Source organism: Haloterrigena salina JCM 13891 (genome assembly GCF_000337495.1).
In the GTDB taxonomy this organism is placed as follows: domain Archaea; phylum Halobacteriota; class Halobacteria; order Halobacteriales; family Natrialbaceae; genus Haloterrigena; species Haloterrigena salina.
On record NZ_AOIS01000054.1, the window covers coordinates 79325 to 100625 of the forward strand.

The 21301-nt window shown below is 64.7% G+C and carries 17 protein-coding genes; 10 read left to right on the forward strand and 7 right to left on the reverse strand.

The genetic code is table 11. The annotated features are described in order from the left end of the window. Window positions 1-64 precede the first annotated feature (64 nt). A complete protein-coding gene (locus C477_RS16025; RefSeq protein WP_008895568.1) occupies window positions 65-1024 on the reverse strand; it encodes a polysaccharide deacetylase family protein in 960 nt (319 codons plus the stop codon). 295 nt (window positions 1025-1319) lie between these two features. On the opposite strand from C477_RS16025, the gene C477_RS16030 reads away from it, so the two are divergent. From C477_RS16030 to C477_RS16040, 3 genes are all read left to right on the forward strand, one after another. Further along, complete coding sequence (locus C477_RS16030; protein WP_049914589.1) at window positions 1320-2912, forward strand: alkaline phosphatase family protein; 1593 nt, start codon at window positions 1320-1322, stop codon at window positions 2910-2912. A 272-nt stretch (window positions 2913-3184) separates the two neighbouring features. Then, window positions 3185-4393, forward strand: a complete 1209-nt coding sequence (locus tag C477_RS16035) for a GNAT family N-acetyltransferase (protein WP_008895570.1) — start codon at window positions 3185-3187, stop codon at window positions 4391-4393. Window positions 4394-4646: 253 nt separating this feature from the next. Next, the gene (locus tag C477_RS16040) at window positions 4647-4976 is read left to right on the forward strand and encodes a hypothetical protein (protein ID WP_049914590.1); all 330 of its coding nucleotides are present in this window, start codon (window positions 4647-4649) and stop codon (window positions 4974-4976) included. 124 nt (window positions 4977-5100) lie between these two features. Here the strand turns inward: C477_RS16040 and C477_RS16045 are convergent, their stop codons facing one another. Next, entirely contained in the window at window positions 5101-6408 is a 1308-nt protein-coding gene (locus C477_RS16045) for a hypothetical protein (RefSeq protein ID WP_008895572.1), read from the reverse strand. 457 nt (window positions 6409-6865) lie between these two features. Here C477_RS16045 and C477_RS16050 point away from each other — a divergent pair, with 457 nt between their 5' ends. The 4 genes from C477_RS16050 (at window position 6866) to C477_RS16065 (ending at window position 14046) form a co-directional block, all read left to right on the forward strand. Then, window positions 6866-8665: a hypothetical protein gene (locus C477_RS16050; RefSeq protein WP_008895573.1), complete on the forward strand. Its 1800-nt coding sequence runs from the start codon at window positions 6866-6868 to the stop codon at window positions 8663-8665. 705 nt (window positions 8666-9370) lie between these two features. Next, window positions 9371-10312: a hypothetical protein gene (locus tag C477_RS16055; protein ID WP_049914591.1), complete on the forward strand. Its 942-nt coding sequence runs from the start codon at window positions 9371-9373 to the stop codon at window positions 10310-10312. Window positions 10313-10879: 567 nt separating this feature from the next. After that, window positions 10880-12679, forward strand: coding sequence for a hypothetical protein (locus C477_RS16060; RefSeq protein WP_008895575.1), 1800 nt, complete (start codon window positions 10880-10882; stop codon window positions 12677-12679). Window positions 12680-12885: 206 nt separating this feature from the next. Beyond that, window positions 12886-14046, forward strand: a complete 1161-nt coding sequence (locus C477_RS16065) for a glycosyltransferase family 4 protein (RefSeq protein WP_008895576.1) — start codon at window positions 12886-12888, stop codon at window positions 14044-14046. A gap of 316 nt (window positions 14047-14362) precedes the next feature. Here C477_RS16065 and C477_RS16070 read toward each other — a convergent pair whose 3' ends face one another. Further along, window positions 14363-14959 (reverse strand): DUF7344 domain-containing protein, encoded by a 597-nt coding sequence (locus C477_RS16070; protein WP_008895577.1) that lies wholly within the window; start codon window positions 14957-14959, stop codon window positions 14363-14365. A 750-nt stretch (window positions 14960-15709) separates the two neighbouring features. Here C477_RS16070 and C477_RS16075 point away from each other — a divergent pair. Then, complete coding sequence (locus C477_RS16075; RefSeq protein ID WP_008895578.1) at window positions 15710-16666, forward strand: transcription initiation factor IIB; 957 nt, start codon at window positions 15710-15712, stop codon at window positions 16664-16666. A gap of 16 nt (window positions 16667-16682) precedes the next feature. On the opposite strand, the gene C477_RS24180 is transcribed toward C477_RS16075, so the two are convergent. After that, window positions 16683-16853: a hypothetical protein gene (locus C477_RS24180; RefSeq protein ID WP_008895579.1), complete on the reverse strand. Its 171-nt coding sequence runs from the start codon at window positions 16851-16853 to the stop codon at window positions 16683-16685. 159 nt (window positions 16854-17012) lie between these two features. Here C477_RS24180 and C477_RS16080 point away from each other — a divergent pair, with 159 nt between their 5' ends. Beyond that, window positions 17013-18026 carry an alpha/beta hydrolase gene (locus C477_RS16080; protein WP_008895580.1) on the forward strand — a complete coding sequence of 338 codons (1014 nt, stop codon included), beginning with the start codon at window positions 17013-17015 and terminating at the stop codon, window positions 18024-18026. Between the two features lie 82 nt (window positions 18027-18108). Here the strand turns inward: C477_RS16080 and C477_RS16085 are convergent, their stop codons facing one another. The 3 genes from C477_RS16085 to C477_RS16095 all read right to left on the reverse strand — a co-directional run bounded on the left by C477_RS16085 (window position 18109) and on the right by C477_RS16095 (window position 20485). After that, a complete protein-coding gene (locus C477_RS16085; RefSeq protein WP_049914606.1) occupies window positions 18109-18531 on the reverse strand; it encodes a hypothetical protein in 423 nt (140 codons plus the stop codon). Between the two features lie 206 nt (window positions 18532-18737). Then, window positions 18738-19337, reverse strand: coding sequence for a DUF5789 family protein (locus C477_RS16090; RefSeq protein ID WP_008895582.1), 600 nt, complete (start codon window positions 19335-19337; stop codon window positions 18738-18740). Window positions 19338-19552: 215 nt separating this feature from the next. Beyond that, the gene (locus tag C477_RS16095; protein WP_008895583.1) at window positions 19553-20485 is read right to left on the reverse strand and encodes a hypothetical protein; all 933 of its coding nucleotides are present in this window, start codon (window positions 20483-20485) and stop codon (window positions 19553-19555) included. A 357-nt stretch (window positions 20486-20842) separates the two neighbouring features. Here C477_RS16095 and C477_RS16100 point away from each other — a divergent pair, with 357 nt between their 5' ends. Next, the gene (locus C477_RS16100; RefSeq protein ID WP_008895584.1) at window positions 20843-21160 is read left to right on the forward strand and encodes a PhiH1 repressor-like protein; all 318 of its coding nucleotides are present in this window, start codon (window positions 20843-20845) and stop codon (window positions 21158-21160) included. Window positions 21161-21301 lie beyond the last annotated feature (141 nt).

Sequence of the window (21301 nt, forward strand, 5' to 3'; positions counted from 1 at the left end):
CCGGTAGTAGTCCCCTTCTCGCGACGCCCTCGCGGCGGTACCGCGACGGATCGATCGGTGTCGGTCAGTTCGAACTCACCGTCGCCTGGCCGTCGACGCCGCCGGTGGCACCGTCGATTCCGGCCTCGCGCGATCGCTGGATCCGGCGTGCGACATCGCCCATCGTTTCGACGGTGAGCTTGGTCTCCGAACGGCGGCGCTCGAGGTACGAGAGGATCGACCGCATCCGCTGGTCGTCCCGCTCGCTCGTGAGGTTGTTCGGGTGAAGCCACATGTGGAAGACGCCGTCCGATCGGACCGCCTCGTCGATCCCGCGGCGGGCCAGTTCGAGCATGGGGTCCGTCCAGATCGACTCCGCGACGGTCCGAGCCGGTCCCTCGAAGCCGAAGAGGAACAGCGAGGCCGGCACGTTGACCAGCCCGTGCTCGTCGATTCGGGGGGTGGTCACCAGCGACTGATCGCGGACCGTCGAGTCGAAGACGCCGCGGACGCCGTCCCGGGTCGGCGACCGACCGCGGTACGCCGAGACGCCGTACTCGGCCAGCACGTCCCGGTGACCCACGTCGTTGCGCGGGTAGACGAACGAATCGATCGACTCGCCCCACTCGGCCGAGATTTCGGTGGCTCGATCGAGCTCCGCGGCGGCGAGTTCCCGGTCCGTCTTCGGATCCCCGAAGAGGACGTGCGAGAAGGTGTGACTGGCGAGTTCGTGGTCGGCGTCGGCCTCGAGAACGCCCTCGACGAGGTCGGGGCCGAACCGGAGGTCCTCCCGGTCGGCCCACGCGCCGCGTTCGCGGTCGAACCAGCCTGGCGGCGCGGGATGGTCCGCGTGGACGCCGTCGCAGGACTCGAGCATGAGGTGACCGACGACGGCCCACGTCGCCGGAACGTCGAACTCGTCTAGCAACTCGAGCATCACCGACCAGCCGCGGCGGCCGGACTCGACGCGGTCGGCCGGCGGCTCCGGGAGATCGTGAAAGCCCCAGCCAAGTTCGGCGTCGAGGGAGACGACGACGCTACCCACGGCACCCACCACCAGCGGCCACTTGGATGCGTCTCATATACGATTCCTGATGAACGAACCGTTTTGTTATGGATCACCTGTACGGGCGACGGGGGGACATAACGGTGCGTGTATGGTGCAAGTACACAAGCAACATATGAGAAACTGGCGCCGAACGCAACGCGGGGAATTCGACAGCGAACCGACCGTATCAGCCGAGTATCAGGCCGAATACTGGTGAAATCTCCCCATAACAAAGCACTGATCCCGTCATTCCCAGGACAGCAGGCGTCTTCGACGTCACACCTATCCAATCATGAGCAGGTCTTCCCCGACAGCCGAGCGCGCATTCGTGCTCGGGTTCGACGGCGTACCGTGGAGACTGATCGACCAATGGAGCGAGGAGGGCGAGCTCCCGAACTTCGCTCGGATGCGCGAGGAGGGCGCCGCCGGAACCCTCGAGAGCACCCAGCCCGCGACGACGCCGCTGGCGTGGCCGTCGATCGCGACCGGCGTCTGGCCGGACAAACACGGCGTCTACGGCTTTCAGAATCTCTCGTCGGACTACACCCACGAGATGTACACCAGCCACGACATCGAGCAGCCGACTCTCTGGGAGCAGGTCGCGCCGGCCCACGTCGGCAACGTCCCGATGACGTATCCGGCCCAGGAGATCGACGGCACGATGGTCACCGGGATGATGACGCCCTCGACCGAGAAGCAGTACGCGCACCCGCCCGACCTCCAGGACGAGATCGAGGCGCGGATCCCCGACTACGACATCAGCCTCGACTACCCCGACTACGCCGACCGGCTCGACGAGTTCGAGGTGGCCGTCGACGAGATGCTCGAGAAGCGCCGCGAGCTGATGAACCTCCAGATGGCGGAGGCCGGCGACGACTGGCGGCTGTTCTTCTTCGTCTTCACCGCGCCCGACCGCTTCCAGCACCTCATCTGGGACATGGACCGGCTGCTGGCCCACTACAAGAAACTCGACGCGGTCCTCGGCGAAGTGATGGAGTACACCGACGAGCACGACGCCGACCTCTACGTCGTCTCCGACCACGGGTTCGGGCCGATCGAGGAACTGGTCTACGTTAACACCATCTTGGAGCAGGACGGTTACCTCTTCGAACAGGAGGACGAAGGGACCCGCGGCGCGCTCGCGAGCCTGGGGATCTCTCGAGACCGCATCACCGACGCGCTCAACCGGGTCGGGATCTCCGAGGAGAAGATCGTCTCGACGCTGCCGCGGTCGCTCGTCGACACGGTCGCCGAGCAGATCCCGGGCGATCACGCCCTCTACGACGTCGACTACGACCGGACCGTCGCGTTCGTCCACGGCGCGGGCTGTCTGTACGTCAACGACACCGAGCGCTTCGAGAAGGGCGTCGTCGATCCGACCCAGATCCCCGCGCTGAAGACCGAACTGACCGACCTGCTCGAGTCCGCCACCGACGACGACGGCCAGCAGATGCTGCGAGCGCTCGACGGCGACGAACTGTTCCCGACCGACGACGAGGCGCCCGACCTGATCGTCATCGGGAAGGGCACCTACGAGGCGCGCAACGCGCTCACCGACTCGGTGACCGGCGACACCGGCACCTACGACGCCAGTCACCGCAAGGAAGGGATCGTCCTCTGTCGCGGCCCCTCGATCGACGCCGGCGCGGAGCTGCGGGGCGCTCGCGTCGTCGACATCGCGCCGACCCTGCTCCACGGCATCGGCGAGCCCGTCCCGAAAAACGCCGACGGCCGCGTCCTCTTCGACGCCTTCGACGAGGACGCGATCCCCGCGTCGACGAAAGTCGAGCGGACCGGCGTTTCGAAGGAGGATCGCGACGGCGACGTCGACGACGACTTCGACGACGTCGAGGACCGGCTGAAGGGGCTCGGCTATATGGAGTGAGCGGTCTCGACTCGAGACAGCGCCGCGATCGAATCGGCGTCGGAACCGGACGCCCGCTCGCGGCATCGTGACCGATGAAATGCGCCACGTTTTGATCGGAGCCTTCGACACACTGTCGGGTAAGCGAACACAGTCTCGTGACTGACACCGGTCAACGCTCGTTACCGACGGCCTGTAGCGTATTCAGGCTCAATCCCTTTTGGTCCGTCTCTTGAAATAGCAGTATCGAGCGCGTCGGGACGGCGACCGTCACTGGCGCGTCGGTTCCGTCTATGAAAGATCTGACATCGAAGCCTTCGACGTCGTCGTGTCGGGTTCGCCCCTTCGAGCCGAGCGATCGGGCGCCGTTGCTGGGGCTGTACGAGCAGGTGTTCGGCCGGAAACGAAGCGTCGACTGGCTTCGCTGGAAGTTCGAGGACAACCCATACGCCGACCACGTGCCGATCGTCGTCGCCGAACGGGACGGCGATATCGTCGGCTGTCGGGCGTTTTTCGCCCAGGAACTGCGCATCGACGGGACCGAACGGATCGCGTTCCAGCCCTGCGATACGATGGTCCACCCGGACCACCGCAACGAGGGGCTGTTCAGCCGCATGAACGAGTACGCCCTCGAGCGGTACGCCGGAACCGACGGGCCGCCGGCCTGTTGTTTCAACTTCCCGAACGAGAACTCCAAACCGGGGAACCTCAAACACGGCTGGCGGGAGATCGGGACCGTCCCGGTCTACTACCGGCCCCAGGACCCCATCGGGAGCGTCAGGGCGTTGACCGACGGCGAGGACGGCCGCGACGAGAGCGGCGGCTTCGATCGCAGCGCGCGCGGCGAGGAGTGGGTCGTTACCGACGAGTTCGGTCCGGGCGTCGACCGCGAGCCGTCCGAAGACGCCGAGACGAGCGTCGCGGACGCGCTCGCCGACGTGGTCACCAGTTCCCAGCAGGCCGGCGACCGACTGGTCACCGACGCCGACGGCGAGTTCGACGTCGTCCGGTTCGAGACGCCGCCCCCGGACGTCCTCGAGTCGATCTACCGACGGTCGATCCCGCCGGGGATCCACACGAACCGGACCGCCGAGTTCTACCGGTGGCGGTGTTCGAATCCGGCCCACACCTACGCGGCGTACGTCGCAGTGCGGGACGGCGAGACGCCCGTCGCTGCGCTGATCTGCTCGAACGTCGACGAACACCTGCGGATCGTCGAGACCCTGCCGCGGGAGATCGAGGCCGAGGCGACGGCGATCGACCGCCTGCTGGCGGCGGTCCTCGCGGACCGGTCTGACAACCACTACGTCACCGCCTTCGGAGAGACGCTGCCGTCGCCGATCCAGTACCGGTTCTACCCCGACACGCGCTTCCCGCTGTCGACGCTGATTCGACCGAGCGCCCGGACGCTCCTCGCTCGGGACTTCGGCGGCGCCCGCGCGATCGAGGAGACGGCGGTGGACGACTGGACGCTCTCGCGACTCGATCTGGATACTTCCTGACCAGTCGCCCGTCGGCGCGGGCAGACGCGAGCGAGGCTACCGAGCGCAGCGCACGGTAGCCTCGCGACCGCCCGATTCAGCGCCGTGATACGCCGTCCCGTACCGCGGTTTGCCGGCCGTTCGTATTCGTGTGATCCCGAACGAAATCTCGGTCGTTCGGTGCCCAACCGGGTATCCGTCCGACTGTATTTCTCGAAAAGCTACCGTTCATTCGACAAGAAAGCTTATACCGTGAAGGTCGGGTTATCGAAGTATGGCACGTGACACTCCGGTACAGGACAAAGCTGCCAGCACAGAAGCGGAACCACTCCCGAACCTCGTGACCATCGTCGGTCGGGGCGTCCCCTCGAGTTTCGAGATCACCGTCGACGGTGAGATCGAGATGGACGCGGCCGACCCCGTCGAGGAAGCGACGGTCGTCTCCGGGAGCGTCGCGGAAGGAACGATCGACGTCGGCGTCCAGCGGTTCCGGTTCGACGGGCAAGTGACCAACGTCCACGTCGTCGACTGGAACGGGAACGCGGTGCCCGAATCGTCGAGCGTTCCGGACGTCCACGTCGATTACGGCGTTCCCCAGCGGTAATTCGCCGAACCCGGGTAGGGGTGCAGTTTCTGCAGTCGTCGATACGATCGCCCAGCGGTCGCTACGGCGCGAGTTAGTACTCAGCGATTCGGAGCGACGGCACGCTCGAAAAACGGAGGTTCCGCTAGCGGCCGTGCCGAACGCGGCGCAGGCCGGACTTCGCGGTCGCCCAGGCGGGGTAGACGGCGTTGTAGACGCTGGCCGGAGCGTTTCGGGCGCCCGCGCGAAGGAGCCGATGGGACAGCGGCGGTTTGGACTCGGAGACGAGTTCGTCGAGGTCGACCTCGTCGAGCCACGCGAAGAAGGCCGCCTCGGCCGGCGAGGTTGGGTCCGTCTCACACGCGCGCTCACGGATATCTTCCCACATGTACTTCTCGTCCTGACCGAGCACCCACCGCCCCTCCTCTAAGGCAGTCCGGATCTCGCGGTAGTCCTCGTCGTCGAACGGGTAGCCGTGGTCGGTCGGCTCGAGCCCCGAGAGTCGCAGGCCGACGGCCGTCCGGTAACACTTCTCGCACTCGCCGCAGTTGCCGTCCATCCGATCGTTGCAGGTCTGCAACTGGAGGTTCGGCTCCTCCTCGCGGATGTAGTCGGCGATCGCGTCGACCCGTTCCTGGCGGGTCAGCTCGTAGCCGTCGTGGTGACACTTCGTCCCCGCCCACCGGACGTGGTCGTCGATATCGGGACGCGACCCCCACTCGAGGTCGATCCCCTCCCAGTGGGTCGCGGCGACGTAGAGGTTCTCCATGCCGCGCGCGTAGGCCATGGGGGCGCAGAGGCCGAGCAGGCCGAGCCCGTGGCCGACGGAGCTGTACCAGGCGCCGTCGACGTAGCGCTTGTAGTGGGCCAACAGCATCGGGTGGTCGAGGAAGGAGAGCATGTTCGACTCGACGAAGGCCGTCTCGAGGCCGTGCTCGTCGGTGAAGCCGGTGACGCGCTCGCGGAGCGCGTCCCACTTCTCGTCGTCGGCGGCGTCGGGCGTGATCGTCCAGCCGCGGATGCTGACCAGCGTCGGCTTCTCCTCGCGGTGGCGGACGTACGAACACGTCGAGTCGACGCCGCCGGTGAAGAGCAGGCCGCTCTCACCGCCGGCCTCGGGATCGGTGTCGATCGTCTCCTTAGCGTAGAGGGTCCCCCCCTCGAGGAAGTCGTGCATCTCGCGGAGCGACGCCTCAACGTCCTGCAGCGCCGCGGCGAAGGTGGCGTCGACCTCGTCGACGTAGACGTCCGCCCCGTTGGCCCACGCCACGGGACAGACCTGCGCGAGGACGGGGATCGCGAGCACCCCCTCCGGGACGTCCGCGATCGGGATGTCGTACTCGGTTCGGAACGATTCGGTGGTGAAGAACCGCTCGAGGTCGCCGGACGTTCGAACGTCCGCCTCGAGGGTCGTACCGTCGGCTTGAACGTGATCGATGACGATGGATGACATAGCGTATCGAAGTCGGATCGGCGGCCACTGCGCGCACTGTTCGTTCGGTTCGACCGAGCACGAACGGGTACAAAAACCATCAGAACCGTTGATCGTTCGGAAATCGGGAACGCAACACGTATCGACGGGTCGCGATCGATAGGCACTGCCTACAGCCGGACGGCCGGGGGCGGGCCGGCCGAGACGGCCGGCAATCGACGCGTACGCGCACTCAAGGGCGGCGGCTCGGTTCGGGGACAGACTCGAACGTCGCTGGGGAGTTCACAGCCCGCCGCGAACGAATCGGATACCGGTTGCCGACCGCCGCGGAGCGACGGTAGTGAGTTAATCGCTGACGAACGCTCTCGAGGAATGGCCGGGCTGGATAGGAGCCGTATAACAAACGTCGCTATCGGTGACCCTCCGGTCAACACATGCGTATCGACATTGGACCGGACCGTCTCCGTCTCGAGCGAGCATGAAGCGGGCAACGTTCAACGGCCTCGTTGCCGGCGGATTCCTCGCGGTCGCGATCGGGATCCTCGTCGCGAGATCGAACCCGGCGACGAGCTATGAACCGTCGATATACGCGGCAACGCCGACGCTCACGTGGATCGGTTTCGGAATCGCCCTCGCCGTCGCCGTCAGCACGGCGCTGGTCTGTCGCGGCCGCGAGCAGGCCCTCGGAATCGCGCTCGGCGGAACGACGGTCACGGCGATCGTCAGCCTGCCGGTGATCAGGAACTATCGGTTCCTGGGGATGGGCGACGGACTCTCCCACCTCGGCTGGACGCGGGACATCGTCACGGGGCAGATGGCACCCCACGAACTGTTCTACCCCGCCGTCCACACGATCGCGGCGACCTTCCACTACGTCGGCGGCATCCCGATCGAGCGCGGACTCCTGTTTAGCGTCGTCATCCTGTTCGTCCCCTTCCTGGTCTTCGTCCCGCTGATCGTCCGGGAGATCGACGGCGACGGGCTGGCGATCGGGATCGCGGCGATCGTCTCGTGGATGGTGTTACCGATCAACAATGTCGCGACGCACATGGGCGTGCACACGAACTCGAACGCCCTCTTCCTGGTGCCGGTCGTCGTCTTCGCGTTCGTCACGTACCTCCGGCGCCGGGCGACGATCGAGCGCCTCCCGCTGGGGCTGTCGCCGTTCAGCCTCCTGATCTACCTCACGGGGCTCGGGCTCCTGCTGGTCCACCCCCAGCACATGATCGGCGTCATCGTGTTGATCGGCTCGATCGCCGGCATCCAGTATCTCGCCCGGCGACGGTACGACGATCATCCCATACTCGATCACCCCACGATGTACGCCCACACGGTCGTGCTCGGCGCCATCTTCACCCTCTGGGCCGCGAGCAACGAGCGGTTCCGCGACGCGTTCGCCGGCCTCATCATCGGCGTCTTCGAGGAGGACATCGGCGGCGGCGCCGAGGTCGGACAGCGCGAGTCCTCCCTCCAGGAGATCGGCGGCAGCATCGCCGAGCTGTTCGTCACGATGTTCCTCGAGCTGGCGATCGTCGCGCTCGTCGTCGGCGTCTTCGTGTTGCTCGTCTGGCTCGGGCGGACCGCGCTCGATCCGGAGACGAAGTCCCAGATCAACTACCTCTCGCTCTCGCTGTTCCCGCTGACCGGGCTGTTCGTCGTCTACTTCGTCGGGACGCCGACGATGGCGTTCCGGCAGGTCGGCTTCATCGCCGTTCTGCTGACGGTGCTGGGGGGCATCGCGCTGGCCCGCGGCGTCGACGCGCTTTCGGGCGTCATCACGCGCCCGGGCGCCAGCGCCGTCGCGGCGCTCCTCCTCGGCGGCTGTCTCGTCCTCGGGCTGATGACGGTGTTCGCCTCGCCGATCATCTACAACCCCGGCCAGCACGTGACCGACGAGACGTTCAGCGGCTACGACTCCGCGCTGGACCACTCGAGCGAGGACACGCCCCTCGTCGGGATGGGACACAACCCGTACCGGTACGATCACGGGCTCAACGGTCTCGAGGGCGACGGCACCCTCTCGGCCGGCTCCGCCTCGACCGGGACCGTCGATTCGGAGACGTTCGAAGCGGGCGACTACGGGGAGGCGTATCGCGGCATCGACTACAACTTCATCGTCACCGAGTACGACCTCACGCGCGAACTCGAGGTCTACCAGGAGCTCCACTACAGCGACGAGTCCCTCGAGGACTTCGAGACCGACACGAGCGCCAACAAGGTGATCTCGAACGACGAGTTCCAGATGTATACCGTCGACGGCGCGGGAGATCCCGAATAACCGCACCGGTAGACGGCCGTTCCGCTGAACTAGTCGCGACTTCTCCCGCGCGCGTTAGTCGCATTGATGGAATTATCGGCCCGGCCGCTCCGGCTTATCGCTCGCTCGACCGCGTCCGCACACGGTTACGCGCACGGGTTCGGCCGACGGGCCGACGGCTCGAGAGAACGCCAGTTCGAACGGATTCGGATCGCGCGCGAGTGACGGCCACCGAGACAGCGGTCGGCTACTGTCTCGTCGGTTCGTCGCGCCGGTGGCCGACAAACCGTCGCGCACACCCACTGCCGGGACAGTCACTCACGCGACTGTCGCCGTGTCGACCGCCGACCGAAGCGCCTCGCTACCGACGCTCGATCGAGTGGCGTCGACCCGCGGTCGCTACCGTAAGACGAGGTGGCGTCCGGTTGTCATGAATGCGCGAATAATTGGCGAACAGTCGCGGCGGTTCGGTTTCACCATCGCGAGTACCCGGTCAGATCTCGTGTCTCGAATCAGCCGCTACAAGACCTCACGCGCGATGTAATCCCGTATTTCCGCGCTAAAACTCGGTTACTGGTCGGTCTGTTGCCCTCCCTTCGTTCATAATTTCTTGATAGAATAGCCATATATTCTGTCTTGTTCGTCAGAGTTAGAAATATATTCTGTAAATTTAATCCATATTCCCAAGGAAAAGTTTATGAGTGCAAGACCAGGTTACGCAAGTGTATGGCGCAGAACCCCCGTACGTCCGAGACGGACACCACGCCGACTACAGGCCGTAACGACGGATTAAGCCGCCGCAGCTACGTGCGCTCGGTCGCCGCGGCCGCCGCCGCGGTGACGTCGTTCGGCGCCGCCGGCACGGCGTCCGCCCAAGGCGACTACGAGGTCATCGAAGCCAGCGGCCAGACGATCACCGTCGGCGACGGTGAGACCTGGGAGAACAAACTCCTCGACCTGACGAACGGCCAGGACGTCGTCGTCGTCACCGAGGGAAGCGACTGGACGATCCGAAACGTCGGCGTCAAGGGCCGCAACACCTCCGGCACCGGCTCTTCGATGTTCGGCATCTCCGACGCCGGCGGCTCGAGCACCATCGAGAACGTCTACCTCGGCGACGGCTCCGACGAGCGAAACGCCAGCTCGAGCGGTCACGGGCAGACGGCCTTCTGGGCCAACCCCGAGCACTCCGGCCACATCGACATGAAGAACGTCAACATCCAGAACTTCGCGGACAACGCGGTCTACGGCTCCGCGCCGGGCAACGCCGGCGGCGGGACGATCCACATCGACCGCTGTTTCGCCGCGAACTGTTACGTCTCCCACTTCCGTCTCGCGACGGCGGGAAGCAAGGTGACGAACTCCAGCGTCCTCGTCGACGACGAGGGCTACGCCGGCCGCGGTATCTGGGCGTGGGCCCCCGGTCCGATCGAGGTCAAGAACTGCCAGATCTCGATGAACGGGCAGAACACCGCGATCGACGCCGGCGCCAACGGCAAGGGCACCGAGGTCGTCCTCCAGGACACCGACTACGACGAGCAGGCCGGCATCGCCGAACACGCCGGCTCGAACGTCCGACTCGAGGGCGACTCGGGCACCAACCCCGAGGCGTTCATGCCGAAGGGAACCCCGACCAGCGCCGAGGAAGCCGCCTCCGGTTCCAACTAACGCCCCGCTGACGCGACGGCCCCCTTCCCTCCCCGATCGCCTCCGCGATCGGTTCGCCGCCCCCCGCTGACGCCCCCTCCACCNCCCCCTCCCCCCGCTGACGCGTTCCCTCCGCTCACCCCCGTTCCGTTTTCCTCGCTGATTCGGCGTTTCGTTCTCCGCGTTCGTCGATCACTTCGTCCCGCTCGACTCGAGTCGAGACGATCCGGATCGGAACCCTATTCGTGATGAGCGATAACGCTCGACGAACCGCTTCCGAACTCGAGTCGCCGAACACACCGGTGTCTCGGGAACGATCCGCTCGCCGAACGCTCGAACGAGGTCGGTAATACGAGATTACTCGCTTCCGAGCGGTCATCGAAAACCGATCGAGATCGTTCAGAACCGCTGCAGTGGCAGGTAATTCGCTCTTACCGCCGCCCGGGACCAAATATTCGATAATTCAATATCGCACGTATTTATTCGAATGGTTTTGTTTGATTACAGTCACGAAATAACTATCGTCTGTAAATTTTAAGTATAATAGAAGAGAAAGTTTATGGTGGTAGTGTCTGATTACCTGATTGCATGGCACGCGACTCTTCGGTAGCGGACGACGATCGGTGCGTCGGCGAGGACGCGCCGACGATCGACGACGGATCGGACGGATTGCTCCACCGGCGCTCGTACATGAAACTCGCCGGTGCAACGACGGCAGCGGCAGCGACGTTCGGGACGAGCGCCAGCGCCGCTGAGGACTACGAGGTTATCCCCGCGAACGGACAGACCGTCCGGATCGGCCGCGGCGAGACGTTCGAGAACAAGCTGATCGATCTCACGACCGGGAACAGCTTTCTGCTGCTCGTCGAGGGAGCAAACTCCGTAATCCGAAACATCGGATTCGAGGGGCTCTACCGCGGCGACCAGTTCCTGATCTCGATCAGGGCCGATCGGGGCGACGTCCTCTTCGAGAACATCTACATGGGCGACGGCGCGACCAAGGAAGGCGCGGACTTCGTCCACGGACCCGGCGCGGTCTTCATGCACAAGCAAAGCCAGGCGAACCTGACGTTCCGCCGGTGTAACGTGCAAGGATTCCCGAACAACGGCTTCTACTGTTCGAACACCGCCTCCGGACCGAGCAGCGTCCACTTCGACACCTGTTTCGGCAAGAACAACGGCGTCACGACGTTCCGCTGTGCGAGCGGCGACGACGTGATCGAGAACTGCGTCGCGTACAACGACAACACCGACTACGGACAGGGCTACGGCGGCTACACCGAGACGAACGGCCGCCCCGTCTGGGTCTGGTCGGGCGGCGACGTCACGATTCGCGACTCCCACTTCGCCGACGGTCCCTACCCCTACGCGATGGTCGCCGGCGCCAACGGCTCGGCCGGTCGCGCCACCTTCGAGAGCGGTGGCTACCGCGGCACGATCCAGCGGGCGAACGGGTCGACCGTCACCGTCGCCGACGCCGTCTCGAGCGATCCCGATCTCTCCGTTCCCGACGGCGTCCCCACGTCGGCCAAAGCGGCCGCTTCGGGCGACTCGAGCGCTGCCTCGAGCACCGAAGTGAACGCCGAAAACGCCGCCGACGAGGAGCAACGTTCCCACGTCGTGCTCGTCGACGGCGACGCCTCGGACGTGACGCGCTACGAGTTCGCCGTCGACGGCGCGGTCGAGTCCGCGAACTACGAGGGCGCGTCGATCGACGTCGGCGACGAGATTACGGACGGGCGCGTCAGCGGCGCCGTCGCCGACTGGAAGGACGCCTTCCGGTTCGACGGCGACCTCGAAGAGCTCACCGTCGACGGGCCGGGAACGGTCCTGGTCGACGGCGAAGCGGTCGATCCGGCCGATTACGGCGCGGCGCTCCCGCACGTCCTCGAGGTCGCGGGTCGGGGCGTGCCGACGAGTTTCGAGATTTCGGTCGAGGGCGAGATCGAACTCGACGGGGAAGACGACGCGACGACGATCACGGAGTCGACCGTCCAGAGTTCGGTCACCGACGGCACCCGGACGTTCCGGTTCTCGGGCGCGGTGACCGACGTGACGATCATCAACGGCGACGCCGACGTCAGCGTCGACGGCGAGGAGATCGATCCCGCCGACTACGGCGACCACGAACTGCTCCCCCACGCGGTGGTCATCGACGGGACGACGGCCGACGAACCGAGCGCCTACTCCTTCGAGACCGGCGGCGCGGTCGTCAAGTCCACCCACAGCGAGGCCACGATCGACGAGGACGACGTGATCGAAGACCGAACCGTCCGCGGCGTCGCCGGCAACTGGGCCGACGCCTACTGGTTCGACGGCGACATCGAGGACTTCACCCTGCGCGGTCACGCGACCGTCGACGTGCAGTACAACGTTCGCGAGCAGTAATTCACAGCGCCCGGAGATCGTTTCGTTCCGGATCGATCGCGCGGGCGGCGGGGCGAGATCGGTCGCCCGCTCGCAGCGCATCGACGGCGGACGGGTGACGATGGAAGTTCATTTTCGCTGTTGCATTCCGCGTTACTGACCGGTACGTGTCGAGTACGTTCGGTACGAGCAGTATAACAATCCATCTGATAGACTACCGTCGCGGTATGAACATCGGTTTCTATCACGACGCCGCCGGAACCCGCCACGCCGGCGGAATCGCCGTCTACACGCAGCAGATGGCGGCCGCACTCAGTCGGTCGAACGACGTCTATCTCTACACGCAGCGCGGAGAGCCCGCGCCGATCGTCCGCGAGTCGGACGTGACCGTCGTCGAGACCCCGTCCTTCGACAGCGACTGGCCGGCCTCGCTCGAGGAGTCGCTCCCGGTCGGCTCCCAGGACTGGACGAAAGCCCGAATGACGCTGTGGGCCGAGCGAAACGGCGTCATCGACCACATCGACGACACCCTGGACGTGCTGTTTACCGCCCACTATCTCGACGATCTCCTCCTGTCGAATCTGGTCGACGTGCCGACGGTCTACACGTACCACCGGCTCTCGGATATCGGGATCGGCGCGAAACTGCAACAGGCGTTCTCCGCGACGGAGCTGATTCTGGCCAACTCGCCGGAGACCGCGGACCGCGTGGAATCGGCGTTCGACGTCGACGTCGAGGAGATCGTCTATCCGGGCGTCGACACGGACCGGTTCCGGCCCGACGCCGATCCCGTCATCTCGAGTCGCGATCCGATCATCCTCTTCGTCGGCCGACTGGTCGAAGCGAAGGGGATCGACGAACTGCTCGAGGCGGTCGCCCGACTCGAGGGCGACCAGGAACTTCACGTGGTCGGGCGCGGCGACCGAGAGCGGATCCGCCGGCGAGCCCGCGACCTCGGAATCGCGGCGTCGGTGGAACTCCACGGCGAAGTTCCCCACCCCGAACTGCCGGGCTACCACGCCGGCGCCGACGTGTTCTGCCTGCCGAGTCACGACGAGAGCTTCGCGATGGCCAACGTCGAGGCGATGGCCTGCGGGCTGCCGGTCGTGACGACCGACCTCGAGGCGATCCAGACGTACCTCGCCAACGGCGACAACGGGCTCCTGTCCCGCGTCGGGGACCCGCAAGACCTGGCCGACAAACTGAAGCTCGTCTTCGAATCGCCGGAGTTGCGGGCGCGGCTCGGCGAACAGGCCCGGACTGACGCGCAGGCGTTTGCGTGGCGGACGCAGGCCCGTCGGCTCGAGGCGTTCTGTTCCGACGTCCTCGACGTCGAGGAGGAGATCGAGGAGGTTCGGCCCGACCAGCCGCGCCCGAACACGGTTTGAACGGCGACGTCGCGGCTCGTCGAGTGCGACGGACAGCGATAGTAACGAGTAGTCCCCTCAGGCGACGGCGGGTCGCGCGGATCTCGAGCGGGCGTCGAGATGAGTGTAAAGGTGGCTCCCGCGCCTGAATCGGAAACAGATGCTGGCACGCGAACTGCTCCGGTACGGATGACGGTCGTCGGGAGCCGTTCGTCCGTTCGAGTGCCGTGAATAAAAGTCCTTCTTACCTGCTATCGCAAGAAATCTTCTCAACCCCTGTGAGAACCCGCGATCGTCGACGGCTCGCACGGGCGTCGACCCACTCCCGACCGAACAGTCACTCGATCCGCGATAGCTTGCCGTCGACGTTCCGTTCGCGCCGTCGATTCGACACGGCGTGTGCCACCGAGAGGGCGAAGAAGGCGACGACGACGACACCGGCGAGCCCGAGCGTCGGGACGGCCGACAGCGGCGGAACGCTAAGGAATGCACCGGTGACGAGTGCCGCACCGACGACGCTCAGGGCCGCGTACCACCGATCCCACCGATCCTGTTGGTGGGTATCCGTGTCCAGATACATCATCAGCAGGTCGGCGTTGTCCGCCAGCGAGATCAGTCCCCGATCCTGATCGTACTCGACGATACCGGCGTCGTCCATCTTCGGTAGATGCGTCTGGTAAAGGGCGACGTACACGCGCTTGCGTTGATCGGAGCTGAGCGCGCTGACTTCGGTATCGTTCTCCCAGGCCGCGATCTGTTCGGCGAGTTCGCCGAGGGTGACCGTATCGTCGGCCTCGAGTAAGTACGCGAGGACTTCGCGCCGACGGCGGTTCTTCAGGAGCTCGAAAATGACGTCTTTCGACAATCGTTGCTCCTCGTCCGAATCGGCGACCGATGCGATCTCGTCGGGTAGGGACGTATCGATCGACGACATTACGATCGACCCCCTGTAGCCGGGATCGCGCTCCGGTTCGATTCACACTGGTTACCGTACACGAAACGGCTGCCAAACTGTCGAATCGACGGAAGCCGCTGTCTGCTCGGTCGGCAAGTCGCAGTCACGATTGACACACCAAGTTGTACACCAATACTGAAACTCTTAAGGACGGCCACGTTTCGCACCGGCTGCAAAGCAGGTATGGAACGGCTTCGATCGGTCGCCGACGGCGTAGAGTATCGAAGCGGGGTTGGACGGTTTCGAGAATCGCTCGGCGAGAACAGTATTGGACGATTGTTCGACTGTACCGAGCGCGTACACGCACAACCGTTACGGTAGCAGGGGCGTGAGCGGGGTCGAGGGACTGAACTGGGACACGACACTGGGTCGAAACGTTTGGTGCCGGCGACATAAAGGCGAACGACAGTTCGCCGGCGAAAGCCATATTTACGCGATGAACACGCGATTTACGTCCCGTTCATGAGGGAACGATGACCACATTTCATGTAGCATGTTCACTATGGACACGGTAGGGCGACGGCGCTACGCGATAGCGCTACGCCCGAACGCGACCGATGGGACACGGTCTCGGCACAGCTCAATCAACGCCACACAGCAGCGTCGGCGGCGATCTGTCGCTTCTCTCATCTTCTCTCTTTCGAGCGAGGACGGCCAACTCGTAAGTCTGCGTTTCCCGCGAAACCATGTGAACCCCTTACAGTGCCTGCACCGATTCTTCCACTACTGATGACGCGGTCCATTATCGATCACACCACGAGCGAATCAACCGAGACAGAAACTGGTCTATGTCCGGACTGCGAAACCGATACGATCGTCCACGACCCGGACCGCGGCGAGCGAGTCTGCGAGGAGTGCGGGCTCGTTCTGACCGAAGATCCGATCGATTACGGCCCCGAATGGCGAGCCTTCAACGCCCAGGAACACGACGAGCTCTCCCGCGTCGGCGCGCCGCTGACCCAGTCGATGCACGATCGGGGGCTGACGACGACCATCGACTGGCGCAACAAGGACGCCAACGGTCACTCGATGTCGGCCGACAAACAGGGCCAGCTCCACCGACTCCGCGTCTGGCAGGAACGCATCCGCACGAAAAACGCCGGCGAACGCAACCTGAAGTACGCGCTCTCGGAAATCGACCGTATGGTCAGCGCGTTAGGCGTTCCAAAGCCCGTTAAAGAGACCGCAAGCGTCATTTACCGACGCGCGCTCGAGCAGGACCTCATCCGCGGCCGGTCGATCGAGGGCGTCGCCACCAGCGCGCTGTACACGGCCTGTCGGAAGGAAGACATTCCGCGGAGCCTCGAGGAAGTAACCTCCGTCTCCCGGGTCGACCAACGGGAGATCGGCCGGACGTATCGGTATATCGCCGACGAACTCGACATCAATCTGGAGCCGACGAATCCGCGCCAGTTCGTTCCCCGTTTCTGTTCCGAACTCGACGTCGGCAAGGACGTCGAGACGAAGGCCGTCGAAATCATCGACCAAACGACCGAGCAGGGGCTGCACTCGGGAAAGTCGCCGACCGGCTTCGCCGCCGCCGCCATCTACGCGGCCGGGTTGTTGTGCGACGAGACGATCCCCCAGCGGGCCGTCGCCGACACCGCTCAGACGACCGTGGTGACGGTTCGGAACCGGTACCGCGAGCAACTCGAGGCGATCGATCAGCAGCCGGCGACGACGTGATCGGCCGCGGCCGCGGTCACATGATCGAGCGCTCTTCTTCGGGATGGAAGTCCTCCAGCGCGTGGAGGTTCGCGTACGGCACGAACGCGACGAACTCGTCGTCCTCGTCGTAGAGTTCCACGCCGTTCTCGGTGTGCTCGTACTGCTCGCACTGGATCTGCCCTTCGGGAAGGATTGCGCGATACATACTCCCTAGGACGCCGTCCACCCAAATATAGCTGGGCGGTGGTTTCGGTCGCGGGGAGCGGATTTCGCGTGTTCTCGCATCCGCCCGCAGCCACGGCAACGAGCCGCTACCGTGGGAATCGTTACAGTGATGACACTACGGTGTCGAACTGAATTCAGAATGAGTGAGGACACCGAGGTCGACGTCGAAGTCCACGAGGCCGTCACGTACGCGACGCGCGACGCCGGCGAGCTGGGGCTCGATCTGTTCGTACCCGCGGTCGACGATCCGCCGCTGGTCGTCTACGTCCACGGCGGCGGCTGGGTCGCCGAGACCCGCGACAACGTTCCGGAGCCGGAGCGGTACGCGGCCGAGTGGGAGTGTGCGATCGCCAGCGTGAGCTACCGATTGGCCGCGATTCCCGACGCCCTCGAGGACGGCGTCGAGTTCGCGATCGACCCGGCGAACGACACGCCGCGGGGCGTCTTCCCCGACCAGTTCGTCGACGTGAAGGCGGCGATCAGGTGGCTGCGAGCGAACGCCGACGAGTACGGTTACGACGCGACGGCCGTCGCGGCGTGGGGCGCATCGGCCGGCGGGCACCTGGCCCTCCTCGCGGGAGTCGTCGACGACGTCGAAGCGCTCGCGGGGGACGCCTTCTCGGAAGCGGACCTCGAGAAGGCGGTCGCTCCCGACGAATCGGGCGCCGTCCAGGCGGTCGTCGACTGGTACGGCGTCGCGGATCTCACGCTGGTCCCAGACGATCCGACCAATCCCGCCTCGCTGCTCATCGGCGGCCCGAAATCGGAGCACGAGGCCGCGTTCGCGCAGGCGAGTCCGGTGACCCACGTCTCCGTGGAGACGCCACCGGTCCTCTGTATGCACGGTCGCGAAGACACGGTGGTTCCGATCGAACACAGCCGCGTCCTGTTCGACGCGCTGGACGAGGCCGGCGTCGACGCGGCGCTGTACGAACTGCACGACCGCAACCACGTCTGGGTGACCGGCGGCGTCGAGGAGATCGAGTCGGAACGGGTGGCGATGGAGTTGCTGACCGCGGCTCCGACGCCCGCACAGTCGATCACCGAGACCGTCCACCTCGAGGACGGCGGCTCCGCGACCTCGCTCATCGACGGAACGCCCCCGGCGGGACCGGACGCGATCGAGCGGTTCCTCGAGCGTACGCTCGAGTGATTGACCGCCGCGATCCGCGGGAGACGAATTACAGAGAAAATCCGTATCTCGGACGCCATCGAACGGGCCGTAGCGACTGGAATCACTCCTCGCGTTTACCGTACGTTTCCTCACCCCACCCGTAGTCGGACGCTTCGTCGTTCCGTTCGAGGTAGTCCTCCAGTTCCTCCTGTACCGCTCGGCCGAGATCGTCTAACTCACCGTCGATCAGTGAAACCGTGCTCGAATCGAGCGACTCAGTCGCGTTTCGCTCCCGCCAGTCGTCCGAAATCGTTGGGGCGTCGAAGCGAAGGCGGTCTTCGGTCGGGTCCCAGTAGAAGTCGAACGCTCGGAACAGGCCGAGGTCGCTGATAATTCGAACGTGCTCTTCATCGAGATTCGTGTACTCGGTCCACTCGTTGAATCCCTCCTTCCACGCACCCTCCTGAAGCAGGTCTTCGATGTCCTCACGGTAGAAGTCCTCCGACCCGAGCGTCTCTTCTTGCCACTCGAACTCGCGGGGCATTCCTCGGTTCGAGAGGTCTGGTGGTTCCGGAACCTCGATATCGAGCGCCATACCAGTGGTTTCACTGGGAACACAATAAAAGCCCGTAGCAGTTCCAAACGAGACACCTCTCGCAAGACAATATCTCAGTACTGGATAGCGGGCGTGTATCGGTCACGCTTGGGGCTTGACAGCAGTCAGTGCACCGATCGCCCGTGATCGTCGGTCTATATCCCGAGCCACTCGTCGTTTCGGATCTGGTATCCGTTCGCTCGACAGAACTTCGCCGCTTCTCGGCGTACCGCCCGGGACGTCGGGAGCGTTTCGTCGTCGCGGAGTCGCTCGACGATCCAGTCGCCGATGGCTCGGATCCCTTCATCGTCGTCATCGGCGTCGATCGCTTTGAGTTCCTGGAATGTCTTCTCGTATGCCTTGCGCTGTGTCCAACTGAAATCCGTATTCCGAAGCGTCCCGCTGGCTTCCACGACCCGTTTCATGGCCGCGGCGACTGTCGGCCGCTGTACCTGCACACGGACGGCAGCCGGAGAGTCGAACGTCTCCTCGTCCGTCTCCGGTACTAGGTCCTCGATACTGTAGCTCCCCTCGACCGATTCGATCTCGCGATCGCCGATCGCCGCGGCGACCTCGATCCCCGTCGCCGGGAACGTCAGCTCTTCGAGTTCCGCCTCGAAATCGGCGAGTTCCTCCGCTTCCACCGGTGGCTCTATTTCGTCCCCGCGCTCCAGTTCCGTGGCGATTTCACGCTCTCGCTGGCGCCTTTCAGCGTCGTGCGCTTGCTTGTCTCGACCGCGCTTATCGTCTGCCATCCCAGAACGTTGGCTCTCCAGCCGGATAGCTCTGTGGACAGCTGTTGTCTACGGTCACTCTCGCTCGAGCGTCCCCGAATTCGACCGCCGACGACCGCTCGAGTGACGGACCCACGACTACCGAACCGACACGAACACTCGCGAGCGGCTGCGTCGTGAGGTGCTGAAAGCGTGAGTACCCGCGCTCGCGGGAGTGGCTGGTTGCGTGGACAGGCCTAGCCGTGGACGCCAGTTGTCTCCGGATCAGGTGGGTCCGGTTCGCCCGTCTCGTCGCGGTGTCCCGCGCCGGGGATCGAGGCGTCCGCGGGGAGGAGCAGCCGTCGTTCGGTGTACTCGAGGCCGTTCTTGCGTTCGGTCTGCCGGCGCACCGCGAGCCGGTTCTTCGAGAGGTCCAGAGCGGCGTCGATCGTCCGCGAGACGAGCTTCTTCGCGTAGCTCTCGGAGATGCCCGGCTCCCGGCGACGGATCCAGTGGCGGAGGTCGCTGGCTTTGACGTACTCGGCGATATCCTTGCAGCCGCGTTCCCACGGGTCGTCGCCGACGCTCGGGTCGGTCCGGGCCTGCCAGAGCTTCGCAGCCAGTCTGGTGGGCAGGGAGTTCGCCGCGGCGCGGCGGCGATCGTCGTCCATCCGGGCGAGTTGCTGGATCGGGAGCAGGTCGCCGAAGGCCAGCGAGACGTCGCCGCCGCGCTCGAGCGGATCGGCGCTCTCGGGGAGGCGGTAGTAGGCGTTCCCGTCGTCCTTTGCGATGCGCTCGAGGCGGCCGTCGGCGACGGTGACCGCGCACTCGTCGACGTTGTCGGTCCGGAGGTGGGCCCCCTTCTCGAGTTCGCGGGACTGGAGCTCCGTCACGCGCTCCTTGTTGGCGGTGGCCTTCTTGCACGCGGCTTCGGCGAGGCCCTCGAGTTCGCTGGTCTCGGTAGCGAGGTCGTCGGCTCGCGTTTCGACGGCCTCGGTCCGCGCCTGGCAGTCTTCGAGCTGGTCCGCGAGTTCGGCGACGGTGTCGGCGAGTCGGTCGCGATCCCGTTCCAGGTCCTCGATGCGGTCGTCCTTGCGCTCGAGTTCGGTTTCGAGGGTCTCGAGGCGCTCGCGGAGGCGTTCGAACTCGTCGCTGGAGTTGGTGGGCTCGGGGCTCGAGCCGTCGGTCATCGGCGCTCACCTCGTGGGATGGTCGGGACTCGAGCTAGTGTTTGCCCGCCCGCGCGTGCGCTCGCGATACGCTGCGAGTGTGCGTGGCGTGAGGAAACAGTCTCGTCGCGGCCGTCCGAACGGCCGGCTGTGCCGTCATCTGTGGGGTAATCTCTTTGACCCCTCGAGCGTTCGTTTCGCATGGTCGGAAACCTCTGGGTAGAGTGACCCGACCCCCGGCGTGCTGGGACACGCCGGACCTTTTAGTCCGAAAGAGCCAGGTCAATAGCCACGTCTCGTTGACTTCCAATATAATTTACTGATTAGTCGTCAGCCATAGGTGTCGAAGATATGCTGTAGAACTCTAATAGACACATAATGCTCACAACCAGTATGCGTATGGTCAGTGCTTTCGATTTTACGACCAAGATGCGTCAAGACGCGGAGTGGATGGTTCGCTCGGACGACAGAATCCTCGAGTTGATACGCGAACACGGGAATTTGACTCCAACAGCCATTGAAGATCTCGGTGGGCCCACAGCTGGCTACGCTCGAAACCGCTGTCCGATTCTTGCAAAATATGGGCTTCTCAAGCGGATTTCGCGGGGCCTCTACGGTATTACTGACGAGGGCGAAGCCTATCTGAACGAGGAACTTGATGCCAGTGAGCTCGAGGCAACTACCGAGACTTCATAGCGACTTGCCGACCGATAATTGAGATTCTGTCTCATCACTTCAAAACTGTTTGTGAACACGGACCCATTCTTTTCGTCCGTAACATCGGAGAATACTACAACACCAAGTAGAGAAAACAGCATCCCGCTGGGTGGGCCGTCG